Genomic DNA, 11662 nt, shown 5'->3' on the forward strand with positions numbered 1-11662 from the left:
TCCCGGTGAGGGTGTCGTCCTCCAGCGGGTCGGCCGCGTAGCCGACCTTGACCAGGTTGCGCTTGGTGAACTCGTCGGTGTTGACGATCAGGATCCCGCCCTTGGGCAGGTCGTCGATGTTCGCCTTGAGCGCCGCCGGGTTCATCGCCACGAGCACGTCGGGGCGGTCACCGGGAGTGAGGATGTCGTAATCGGCGAAGTGCAGCTGGAAGCTGGACACACCCGGCAGCGTGCCCTGTGGCGCCCGGATCTCGGCCGGGAAGTTCGGCTGGGTCGCGAGGTCGTTGCCGAACGCGGCGGCCTCCGAGGTGAACCGGTCACCCGTGAGTTGCATGCCGTCACCGGAGTCACCGGCGAACCGGATCACCACGCGATCCAGCTTGACCACGTCGTGCACTTGCTCCTCCGATCGAAGGGGGGCGAAGCGGTTCCCGGCGGGGGATCTCCCGGCGGGGAACCGCCTCGCGTCCGTCACGCGCGACCGCTGAAGTACAGACCGGCGGTGTTCCAGGTGACCTGGCCGATCGCGCTGCCCAGCGCGCGACCGTGGAGGTCACCATCCTCGAAGTGGATGCCGCCGTAGCGGCGCGATATCCCGACCTGCGCGGCGGCGTCGCTGAACGTCGGCCACGACAGGGTGACCGGCGAGCTGGGCAGGTTGTTCTCGAAGACCAGCTGACCAGGCTGGATGGTCGTCGACATGTTGAACTGGTCGCTGCCGGTGAACCGCCGGAACACCTCGGCCGCCGCGAAGCTGAACGTGCTGTGGCCGGACACGTACTCGGGGAACGGAGGCGTCGGGAACGTGTCCTCCTGGTAGGGCCGCCACGTGGCGCCGTCCATCGTGACGGTGCCCCGGTTCGGACCGCCCCACGCGGCGATCTCCTGGCCATGGAACAGGTGGCGCACCGAGGTGATCGGCCGCACGTAGTCGTAGTACCGCTTGACGTACCAGCACGCGACCGCGGCGTCGGCCTGGGCGTTGCCCATCGCGAAGAACAGCTTGGCGTCCTCGTCCAACGTGTTGCCGTCGCGCCGGGACACGTCCTGCGTCAGCACCATCCAGTGACCGGCGGGCGTCACGGTGCCCGCGCCGTCGGCCCAGTACTCCGCGATGGCCTTCTGCTCTTCGGTCAGGTTCGAGCTGATGTCGATCAGCTGCTGAGCCTGCTGCACGAACCGCTCGGTGCCGTACAGCGCGGGGCCGGGGGCTTTCGAGCGGCGCAGGCCTTCGAGGATCCCCTTCTGCACGCCGTCCTGCCACGCCGCCGGCAGACCCTGCACCGCGAGCAGCTTGATCTTGCCCCACTGCGCGCCGACGAAACCGTCGGTGACCGTCGGGCCGTTGCGCGTCGGGTGGATCAGCGGCTGGTAGCTGTTCGGGTCGCGCACCGTCGCCGGGTCGAAGGCGAAGATGTCCATCGGGTCGTTGCGCGGAACCCAGCCGGTGTAGTCGCTGTACGGCGCGCCGCCGTTGAGGTCACCGAGCTGGTTGGCGCCGTCGCGGTGGCGGTAGTCCAGCACCGCCTGGCACGCCTTGGTGCCGATCGCGGCGGGCGACGTCGCCCCGCCGGGCACGCTGTTCGGGTCGTAGCCGAGCTTGACCATGAGCTGGTCGAACGCGGGCTTGCTCGCGGGGTAGAGGTCCTTGAGCGCGAGGTAACCCGCGTAGCTGACGGCCTTGCTCTTGTTGGCGAGGGTCCGTTCGGCGGCCGGGCGGCGCAGTTGCGCACCGTAGCGCGTGCCGGTGGCCGTGCCGTCGTAGGCGGCCCACGCGTCATAGGTGCAGGTGTGCAGGATGCCGATGGCGCGGGCCACGTGCGGCGGCCCGAGCTTGCCGACCTTGACGGCCTCCATGAGGGCTTGGTCCCACTGGATGATCACGTTGTCGCCGGCGGGCACGGTCGCGCTCTCAGCACCGGCCACCGGCGTGAACACGCTCGCGGTGAGGGTGGCGGCCAGGGCGACCGGCGTCAGCGTCGAGCGCAAACCGCGGCGACGTTTGTCAGGGCTCACTGATGCTCCAGGTGAAAAACGAACCGGGTAAGACCTGCGGGATTACTTCAGAGGCCCCGTCACCCGGGCGTCACGCGCGCATCAATCGTCGAGTTCAGCGGCTCGCACATCGGAAATCTTCATGGCCGGCTCACGAGTTGATCTTGATCGGAGCGGTGACCGCCCCTCAAGCTTCAGAGTGAAGGACGCGATCCGCCAACCCGGTCGTGCGGGTCGTCATTCACGAGAGGCGTACCCGATGACCAAGCCCGCAGCCGATCCCGGACCCGTCGAGACGACGGCGAACCGGTGGGCGAGCAAGGCACCCGCTCGACCGAACACCTCGGTGATCATCAGGGCCACGGCGATCACCGTCGTCATGCTCCTGCTGCTGGTCGCGATCGGCGAGGTGACCCGGTCGGTGTTGTTCACCGCCCCGCTGGCGGCGACCGCGATGTTGCTCGTGGCGATGCACGCGACACCGCCCGCGCAGCCCCGCAACGTGGTACTGGGCCACCTCGTGTCGGTGGTGATCGGTCTGCTGATGGTCGCCGCGTTCGGGCATCACCTGTGGGTCGCGGCGGTGGCCGCGGGCCTGGCCGTCGGCGGCATGCTCGCGCTGCGGGCCGCGCACGCGCCGGCGGCGGCGACCGCCGCGGTGGTCGTGGTGCAGGTGATCGCGCCGCTGACCGCGGTGCTCGTGTTCCTGATCGGCAGCGTGCTGCTGATCGCCGTCGGGTGGGTCGTCGGCAAGTTGATCCCCGCTTTGCGCTACCCCACCTACTGGTGGTGACCGCGCATCACCATCGCAACGAACACCAAGAGAGCTGAGGACATGTCGAAGGACCAACCGCTCGTCGACTCCGCATGGTTACTCGCCCACCTCGATGATCCCTCGGTCGTCGTGGTGGAAATCGACAACGGCACCGCGAACTACGAGTCCGGACACGTACCCGGTGCCGTGAAGATCGACTGGGAGCGCGACCTGCTCGACCCGGTAGTGCGCGACGTGGTGCCGCGTGACCGGTTCGAGCGGCTGGTGTCCGCGTCGGGCATCGGCAACGACGACACGGTCGTGTTCTACAGCGCGCAGAGCAACTGGTGGGCGGCGGTCGCCTACTGGTACTTCCGCATGTACGGGCACCGGGACGTGCGGCTGCTCGACGGCGGCCGGCGGGCGTGGATCGTCGGCGGTCACCCGCTGAGCAAGGAAACGGTCACCCGCCCCCGCACCCAGTACCGGGCCAAGGACCTCGACCTCACGACCCGGGCCTACCGCGACGACGTGCTCGGCGGTTCGTCGGCGCTGGTGGACGTGCGCTCGCCCGAGGAGTACTCCGGCGAACTGCTGGCCGCGCGGGGCATGTCGCAGGACCACCCCCAGCGACGGGGCCACATCCCGAGCGCGGTGAACATCCCGTGGACCGAGACGGTCAACGAGGACGAGACGTTCAAATCACCCGAGGAGATCGCTGCGGTCTACCGCGAGCACGGCGTCTCGCTGGAGGACGGCGTCACCGTGTACTGCCGCATGGGTTGGCGCTCCTCGCACTCGTGGTTCGCCCTCAGTGAGCTGCTCGGCGTCGACGGAGTGCGCAACTACGACGGAAGCTGGAACGAATACGGGATGCTCACCGGCGTACCCATCGAGCGCGCGTCCGTTTGATTCCCCGATCGCCGGCAGGCGTTCGACGATTCCTCCCCCGAGTCCTCGAACGCCTGCCGCGCCTTGTCCACCCTTGTCGCGTTGCCGGGCCTGAGGAGCGCCTGACCATGTCCGAAACGATCACCGAACACGTGTGGTCGCACTACCCGGCGACCCCGTCGTCGCCACAGCGCTGCGCTCGTACGCAGGTGCGCCTGCTCGGCGGGTTCGAGTTCCACCACGACGGCCACCGGGTCCAGCTCGGAGCGAGCGCGGAACGGCTGGTCGCGCTGTTGGCGCTGCGCGGCGCCCCGGTCAGCCGCGCCAGGGTGGCCGCCGTGCTGTGGCCGGACGCCTCCGCGACCCGTGCGGCGGCCAACCTGCGTTCAGTGCTGTGGCGGATGCCGCCGGGCGGCGATTCCAGCGTGGTCTCCAGCCGGGACCAGCTCAGGCTGTCCGACGGCGTGTCGGTGGACCTGCACGCGGCTGACGACCTCGCGTTGCGGGTGCTCGACGGTGACATGGCGCTGGTCGACACCGACAACATCGGGGTCGCGGTGCGCCAGTTGCTCTTCAAGGACCTGCTGCCGGAGCACACCGAGGACGCATGGCTGTGGGAGGAGCGCGAGCGGTTCCGCCAATTGCGGCTGCACGCGCTGGAGGTGTTGTGCCGAATGCTGTCCGCCAAAGGGCTCGGGGGCCTCGCGATCGAGGTCGGCCTGGCGGCGTTGCACGCCGACCCGTACCGGGAAAGCGCGCACCGCGCGCTCATCGACGTGCACCTCGCCGAAGGCAACCGCCGCGAGGCCGCCCGCCAGTTCGAGGAGTGCAGGCGGCTGCTGCACGACGAACTGGGCATCTCACCCTCGGACTTGCTGACCCAACGGATCCACCAGACCTGCCTCTCGATGGACGACCGCCTTTTCCGGAGCCTGCCGGAATACCCGTAAGGCCACGTTCGCCAAGGCGCACACCAGCACCGCGTTCTTCAGCACGTATTGGCCGTTCAAGGTCGGAACACCCCAGGCTGCCCATATTTCACTCGGCAGGATGAGTGCGGTCAGGAAGATCCCCGACATGTGCACCACGGCCACGACGATGGTGAGCCTGGGCAATTTTCCGGTCATCAGCCCGATACCGACCAGTACTTCCATCACGGCCAGCAGTGGCATGGACACGGTGGGCTTGACCAGTCCCATCGTCATCGCCGACATCGCCCGGCCGGCCAGGTCGTCCACGGGACTCAGGCCGGGCGCCACCTTGAGCGCGCCGAACCACACGTACAGCACGCCGATGACCGCGCGCTGTACCGCGACCTGGCTGCGCTGGTAGCGATCAATAATATCGATAACGATCCTCCGGCGACCCGTCAGCATTGTGCCTCCTGTGAAGTCGGTGAGCGGGCCAGAGGTTAGCGAAAAGTCTGTCGCTGACCCGTTGCCCATTCGTCACGATGACTTTGTTGACTCGGCAACCGGTGGGAATTGCGCGGTAAGGTGGGTTTGAGGGGTGGCGGGTGAAAAGAGCAGGTCGCTAACCCGGTGCTGAACCACTACATCGAGCGTCTGCTGGTCTCACCGAGGACGACGGCGTCGTCCACTGCCGGGTTCGTACTCGTTGATGAGGCCGCCGAGGACTGGTCGGCGATGTATCGACGTGTAGCTCGGCTCTACTGGTGGCCTGTCCGGTCGTGGTGGTGCGAGCTGGAGTGCTTGGTGTGGTCGGTGGTGGTTGTAGTGGGATGCGTAGCGGTCCGGCACCGTCCGCAGGTGGTGTTCGTTGATGATGGGCAGTCGGTCGGTGACTTCGCGTCTGACGGTGCCGATGAACCGTTCGGCTTGGGTGTTGGCTCGCGGGCAGCGTGGTGGGATCTTCACGATCTGGATGCCGGTTGTGGTGAGGACCGCGTCGAGCGAGGTGGTGAACTGGCCGGCTCGGTCGCGGATGGGGAACCGGAAGCTGTCGGCTCGGTCGTCGAGGTCCATGAGTAGGTTGCGGGCTTGTTGGGTGGTCCGGGGTCCGTCGGGGTTGGTGGTGCCGAGGACGTGGACGTAGCGGGTGGCGACTTCCATCAGGCCAGCAGGCTCGTGGCCTGGGTGCGGAGGAACCGTCGCCATGACATGTCGGTGTCGCGCTGCGGTGCGGGCGGTATTCGTAGGCGTTTGAGCACGCGGTGAACCGTTGAGGCGGCTACCAGGTGGCCGAGCTTGAGCAGTTCGCCTGGATCCTGCGGTAGGCCCAGCCGGTGTTCTCCCGCGCCATGCGCTCGATCAACGCCATGAGGGTGTCGTCGACCGGCGGTCGGCCGGTTCGGTTCGGGTAGGTCCACTTCCGCGCGATCAGGCGCCGGTGCCATCGCAGGATGGTTTCCGGGGTCACCAACCGGTGCTCGCGCGGCAGTCGGGGGAGTCGTCGGACCAACGCGGCGAGCACCGCACGATCGGCCCACTCCAACTGCGGGCGGGGGTTGGTTCGTCGCAGCACGGCGACCTCGTGCCGCAGTACCAGCAGTTCGACGTCCTTGGCCGTGGAAGACCGGCTGAGCAGAACCAACCAGCCACCGAGCCGGATGAAGGTCAGGTACAGCAGTCGTAACGCCACACCTCACGATCATGCCCTGGAGGTCCAGCGTGCCCGATCGTCGCAGCTCAGCATGCCAGTGCAGAATTGTGGCACCTCACAGGCCGAACACGGTGTCATTCGGTGCGAGGGATGGCGTATCGATCCCTTGACTGGTCTCTGACCAGGAGTGAAGCGGTCGGTCGGTCGAGCCGAGCTGCGGTCAAGCCGTGACCGGCAGTGCCTGGCGCGAGGTCCTGCTCGTACTGGTCTTGACGGCTGGTAGGCGCACCCTCACGCGGCACCCCCCCGGAGGTCCTTTCCGTTGGCCGGCAACCTCCATACGGTCATTCCTGGGTTGGGTCGGCGGTGACTCCGGTGCCGTGTTCGAGGAACGCCAGTGCGTAGAGGCGTTTGCCGAGCACGGTGTCGAGGTGGAGGAAGTCCGGCAGCACCTGCCAGACCGTGATGGCCGGTGGCCGGGCGGCGGCGTTCGACGCGTCGCCGGAATGACGATCCGCGTTCGGCGGGACACGTGCTGTGGAGCACCGGTGGACGAAGAGGTCTGGCGCGTGACGAGGTGGTCGACATGGTGGCGCCGCGCCCGGTGGCGACCACAACCGGCCTTGGCGCAGTGCCGCGCAGACTGCTCCGACGAGACGTCGGCTGTCGATGGCGTCGGGCGCCTTGGAGCTCTTGGCCTCGGCGCCGACCCCGCCGATCTCGCCCTGGACGACGTGCAGCCGAGCGAGCGTGCGGGCCACCTCCACCGGCATCCCGATCCGCCTCCACAAGAGCCTCGAGCAGCGGCGGAACGGCCTCGTGTCACCGACCGGCCGCCGCGTGCGGGTCACCGCGCGGGCGCGTGGCCCTCCGCCGGCAGCCGACCCACGAAACCCAGGGCACGTCACCACCGTTGCGGACGCATCCGGCACGCACCGTGATCACTGTCAGGCCGCCGCACTGGCCTGCCGGTGCCGTCGAACACCACCTACGCCTACGCACGGGCGAACTCGAGTTGTTCGTCCAGCGGCTCAGACGGCTACGAGGCCACCTGGTGGACCCCGGTCCACCAGGTGCAAGCGGCGTTCTCAGCTGTCGGCCCCCACGGCCACTGGGCCTTCGGGGCCGCGGCTGGAACCCTCGTCCAGGACGATCCCGCCACCGGGAGGACACGAGGTTCAGGGCTTCGCGCCCGACGGCCTCGTGCCGGCCGCGGCGGTGATGCGTTGTTCGGCGATGCCGTCGGCGGCTTCGCCGGGCAGCATGCCCGTGGACGCCGCTCGGGCCAGCACCGCGAGCGTGGTGTCGAAGATCTTCTCCACCTTCAGGGAGGTGTCGAGAGCCGAGTGCCCGCGCAGTTGACCGGCGGCCTGGATCACGCCACCCGCGTTGGCGACGTAGTCGGGCACGTAGAGGACACCGCGATCGGCCAGCAACCGCTCCACGCGCGGGTGGGCGAGCTGATTGTTGGCGGCTCCGCACACGACCTTGGCGGTGATCACAGGCGCGACGTCGTCGTTCAGCGTCGCGCCCAGTGCGCAGGGGGCGTAGACGTCCAACCCGGGGATCCGGACCAAGGTGTCGGTGTCGTCGACGGCGACGACTTCGCGAAGTCTTCCGGTGACCCGGGACACCGCCTCGCCGAGCACGTCGGTCACCACCACCGTCGCGCCTTCCCGGACGAGGAGTTCCACCAACGGGCGCCCGACCTTGCCCAGTCCCGCGACGCCGACCGTCCGGCCGCGCAGCGACGAAGTGCCCCAACGGTGGTGTGCGGCGGCCTTCATGCCGTTGAGCACGCCGCGGGCGGTGTGGAGCGCCGTCTCCCCGACACCGTCGACCACGCGCGACAAGCCCGCCGTCCACTGGCACACCCGGGCCACCACGTCCATGTCCGACGTGGTGGTGCCGAGATCGGAGCCCGTCACGTAGGAACCGCCGAGGGAGGCGACGAACTGGCCGAAGGCCAGCAGCAGTTCCTTGGACTTGACCCGGACCGGGTCACCGATGATGACAGCCTTTCCGCCGCCGAAGTCGAGGCCGGCGACCGCGTTCTTGTAGGACATGCCGCGCGACAGGTTCAACACGTCCACGATGGCCTCCTCGTCGCTCCCGTACGCGCGGAACCGGGTTCCTCCCAGTGCCGGGCCGAGTGCGGTCGAGTGGATGGCGATGACGGCCTTCAGGCCCGATGCCCGGTCCTGGCACAGGATCACTTTCTCGTGCTCGAAGCCGGCCGAACCGAGGACGGCGGTCGGCGCGCTGACGCTGAACGAACTCATGCTTCTCCTCCTGGAGGACGGGGAATCGTCGCCACCGCCGACCGGACGCGCCCTCCGTCACGCCGGCGGCGAGGTGGTCGTCGTGGGGCGCAGGCGTGCCACGAGGACGCCGGGAAGAGGTGATCCGCCCCGCCCTGGGAGAGGGCTCACAGGTCGGGGAAGCCCAGGTCGACGTTGAGCGCGTGCAATCCGCCGTCGACCTCGATCACCTTCCCGGTCAGGTACGCGCTCGCGTCCGTGGCGAGGTAGAGGACCGCGGCCGCGACGTCCTGCGGATCGCCGATACGCCGTAGCGGTGTCGACGCCTCGACCCGCTCGCGCATCACCTCCTCACCGACCAACTTCCGCAACGCCGACGTGAGCACAGTCCCGGGCGCCACGGCGTTGACCCGGATCCTGGGTGCCAGATCCGCGGCGGAGAGGCGGGTGTAGTGCGTCAACGCGGCCTTGGCCGTCCCGTAGGCGAGGAACCCGCGACCGGCGACGCGTCCGATCACGGACGAGATGTTGACGATCGCGCCGCCGTCGCCGCGCAGCATCACTTCAGCCCCGGCACGCGTCAGGGCGTCAGCGGTGGACACGTTGAAGCGGAAAGCCCTTTCGAGGAGGTCCGTCGAGCTTCGCCCCAGCGGACCGGGCCGGCCACCGCCCACGTTGTTGACCACCACGTCGAGCCGGCCGAACTCGGCCTCGGCGACACCCGCCAACGCCGCTGCCGAACCCGGGTCGGACAGGTCGCTTTCCACCACGTGCGCTCGACGACCCCTCTGCCGCACCTCGTCCGCCACCGCGAGCAGTTGTGACCGGGTGCGCGCGGCGAGCACGACATCCGCCCCCGCTTCGGCGAGCGCGATGGCGATCGCCGCACCGATGCCGCGGCCGGCGCCCGTCACCACCGCGACCTCGCCGTCCAGGCGGAACCGATCGAGAATCATGAGTCGACCCCTTGGTGTCGTTGTGGCCGATAGCCGGGGCGCGACGGAGAAGGCCCGTGCTCGCGGAGCCCTCCGCCGCACGGCGAGGGCAGGCCGAGCCTCCTCGACAACGGTGCCCGGCGCGCCTCCCACAGCGCGGCGGGAGCGGACTTCAACGTGCCCTCACGTGGTGACCTGGCGCGGGAGCGCCGGCGGGGTGTCGGGCGCTCCCCACGGCAGTGGCGGGCACCCGCGGTCCGGAACGGGGTGCGAGCCAGCGGGTCCACGCCTGCCACCAGGACTCCTGACGCGACACCGAGCCGGCCGACCACACCGAGGGGTCGACCGGCAGAGGTGTCGGTCCCGTGCGGTAGGCGGCTTTGGGGCGCGGCGGGCTGATGATGCCGCCGACGTGCCCGGAGGGCACCAAGTGGAACGCGACGTCACCGCCGAGCAACCGCGCGCTGCGGTACACCGTCTGCCAGGGGACGATGTGGTCCCGGACACCGGCGACCACGAAGGCGTCCTGGGTGGCGGTGGCGAGGTCCACCGGCCCGCCCCCGATCCGCAGCCGGCCGCGGGCCAGCGCGTTGTCGGTCGACAACCGCAACGTCTCCTCGAAGAGGAGGCGGGGCACGTCCACCCCGTCCTCGCTCCACGACCAGATGTCGAAGGGCTCCGACCGCTCTCCCATCAGCCAGCCCGAGATCAACGGTTGCCACAGCGTGTCCCGCGAGCGCAGCAGATCGAGCAGCAGGCTGATCCGACCGGCATCGACCATACCGTCCTGTTTGGACAAGACACGGGTCAACAGCTTGATTTCCAGCTCCGACCACGGGTTGTCGCCTTCACCGGGCGAGGGGTGGTCGAGGGCGGACATCAGCAGCGTCAGCGACGCCGCACCCGTCTCGCCGGTCGCCTTGAGCCGGGTGGCGAGGGACGCGGCGAGCATCCCGCCCGCGCACACTCCGACCAAGTGGGCTTCCGCGGCCCCGGTGATCTCCCGAACGACGTCCAGAGCGCGTAGCGGAACCCGTCGGAAGTACTCGTCCAACCCCACCTCCTCGTGGTGGGGCAGGGGGTTGCGCTGGCTGACGGCGAACACCGTGAACCCTTCTCGGACCGCCCACTCGACGAGGCTGCGGCCCGGGGCCAGGTCGAAGATGTAGTACTTGTTCACCCACGCGGGGATGAGCAGCAGGGGGACCTGGTGCACCTCGGTGGTTCGCGGCTCGTACTGGAGCACTTCCATCAAGTCGTCCCGGTGCACGACCCGGCCGGGGGTGGCGGCCAGGTCCACGCCCAGGTGGTAGGCGCCTGGACGCGCCTTGGCCGGGCGGCCCTGGCGGCGCAGCACGTCGTCGAGGAAGTTTGCCGTGCCGCGGACCACGCTCGCGCCACGGGTGGCCACGGCGCGGCGGAGTGCTGCCGGGTTGCCGATGAGGGTGTTGGGGGGAGCCGACGCCTCGGCGACGACCTCCGCCAGGAGCCGCGCCTGCTGCCGGCGCCCCGCCGGCACGAACGGAGCCGCGGCGCTCGCCAGCACCAGTCTGCGCCACACCAGGTATCCCTGGAGCAGGAAGCGGTAGCCGGGGGAGTCCCAGGCGGGGTCGCGGAACCGTTCGTCACCGGAGTCCGGTCCGACCTCGATCGTCGTCAGCAGATCGTGGTACCACCGCCCCACTCCGACGCCCCGTCGTGTCCCCGAGCGTTCGGACCCGTCCCAGTCGTGCGTCTCGCGATCGTGCGGTGCCACTGGTCGTGCTCCTCACCGGATCGGTCGTCCCACGGAACGTCGCTGTGGTGGCAGTGGGAACCCTGGCACCGTCGGAGCGTGCCGCGGCAGAGGGCGGCGGGTGGCTGCGAGCCCGCGGGCAGCCACTACTGGTGCAAGAGCGTAGGACCGCGCGGTGTTCGTCGGCAGGCGCATCGGCGGGGTCGCGGTTTCACCGGGAGGCGTGAAAGGCGCAGTGGGGTGGCTCGCGGTCGGGTCCGCGCCCCCGATCGTGACGCCACGGGCGTCAACAGGGTGCCGTCTCACGTGGATGGTGGCTGACTTGGCGAAACGGCCATCGGTCGCTTCGTCCGCTTCGTCGCGGTGGTTCCGGGTAGGGGCTTGAACCGCAGGTGTCCGGGTGTGGCGGCGGCGACGAGGGCGTGACGCGTGGCGGATCGGCCGACCACACGAGACAGTGCCGACGGACGACGCGCGTCGCATCGTTGCATACGGTCGGTGGCGCGGAACCGGAAATCCGGGATCCAGC

The 11662-nt window shown here is 69.2% G+C and carries 12 protein-coding genes; 3 read left to right on the plus strand and 9 right to left on the minus strand.

Features of this window, described 5'->3' with window-relative positions; translation table 11 throughout:
• Positions 1–397 (minus strand): 2-oxoacid:acceptor oxidoreductase family protein (locus LZG04_RS39140; RefSeq protein ID WP_233826967.1); only part of this gene is annotated, 397 nt, incomplete at its 3' end.
• A 74-nt stretch (positions 398–471) separates the two neighbouring features.
• Positions 472–2016 carry a vanadium-dependent haloperoxidase gene (locus tag LZG04_RS42880; protein WP_233826969.1) on the minus strand — a complete coding sequence of 515 codons (1545 nt, stop codon included), beginning with the start codon at positions 2014–2016 and terminating at the stop codon, positions 472–474.
• Between the two features lie 238 nt (positions 2017–2254).
• Between LZG04_RS42880 and LZG04_RS39150 the strand changes: the two genes are divergently transcribed.
• The 3 genes from LZG04_RS39150 (at position 2255) to LZG04_RS39160 (ending at position 4590) form a co-directional block, all read left to right on the plus strand.
• Complete coding sequence (locus tag LZG04_RS39150) at positions 2255–2788, plus strand: HPP family protein (protein WP_233826971.1); 534 nt, start codon at positions 2255–2257, stop codon at positions 2786–2788.
• A 42-nt stretch (positions 2789–2830) separates the two neighbouring features.
• The gene (locus LZG04_RS39155; RefSeq protein WP_233826973.1) at positions 2831–3661 is read left to right on the plus strand and encodes a sulfurtransferase; all 831 of its coding nucleotides are present in this window, start codon (positions 2831–2833) and stop codon (positions 3659–3661) included.
• A 107-nt stretch (positions 3662–3768) separates the two neighbouring features.
• On the plus strand, positions 3769–4590 hold the full coding sequence (locus tag LZG04_RS39160; protein ID WP_233826975.1) for a BTAD domain-containing putative transcriptional regulator: 822 nt from the start codon (positions 3769–3771) through the stop codon (positions 4588–4590).
• On the opposite strand, the gene LZG04_RS39165 is transcribed toward LZG04_RS39160, so the two are convergent.
• The 7 genes from LZG04_RS39165 to LZG04_RS39195 all read right to left on the minus strand — a co-directional run bounded on the left by LZG04_RS39165 (position 4501) and on the right by LZG04_RS39195 (position 11154).
• Positions 4501–5016 carry a hypothetical protein gene (locus LZG04_RS39165; RefSeq protein WP_233826977.1) on the minus strand — a complete coding sequence of 172 codons (516 nt, stop codon included), beginning with the start codon at positions 5014–5016 and terminating at the stop codon, positions 4501–4503. The two genes, LZG04_RS39160 and LZG04_RS39165, sit on opposite strands and share 90 nt — an antisense overlap.
• Positions 5017–5214: 198 nt before the next feature.
• Positions 5215–5757 (minus strand): integrase core domain-containing protein, encoded by a 543-nt coding sequence (locus LZG04_RS39170; protein WP_308199672.1) that lies wholly within the window; start codon positions 5755–5757, stop codon positions 5215–5217.
• 73 nt (positions 5758–5830) lie between these two features.
• A complete protein-coding gene (locus tag LZG04_RS39175; protein WP_233826979.1) occupies positions 5831–6241 on the minus strand; it encodes an integrase in 411 nt (136 codons plus the stop codon).
• Positions 6242–6546: 305 nt separating this feature from the next.
• Positions 6547–6975, minus strand: a complete 429-nt coding sequence (locus LZG04_RS39180) for a hypothetical protein (protein ID WP_233826981.1) — start codon at positions 6973–6975, stop codon at positions 6547–6549.
• A gap of 405 nt (positions 6976–7380) precedes the next feature.
• Positions 7381–8484, minus strand: coding sequence for a Glu/Leu/Phe/Val dehydrogenase dimerization domain-containing protein (locus LZG04_RS39185; RefSeq protein ID WP_233826983.1), 1104 nt, complete (start codon positions 8482–8484; stop codon positions 7381–7383).
• Between the two features lie 146 nt (positions 8485–8630).
• On the minus strand, positions 8631–9419 hold the full coding sequence (locus LZG04_RS39190) for an SDR family oxidoreductase (protein ID WP_233826985.1): 789 nt from the start codon (positions 9417–9419) through the stop codon (positions 8631–8633).
• A 151-nt stretch (positions 9420–9570) separates the two neighbouring features.
• Positions 9571–11154, minus strand: a complete 1584-nt coding sequence (locus LZG04_RS39195) for an alpha/beta hydrolase (protein WP_233826987.1) — start codon at positions 11152–11154, stop codon at positions 9571–9573.
• Between the last annotated feature and the right edge of the window lie 508 nt (positions 11155–11662).

The organism is Saccharothrix sp. S26 (assembly GCF_021390395.1).
Taxonomy (GTDB): domain Bacteria; phylum Actinomycetota; class Actinomycetes; order Mycobacteriales; family Pseudonocardiaceae; genus Actinosynnema.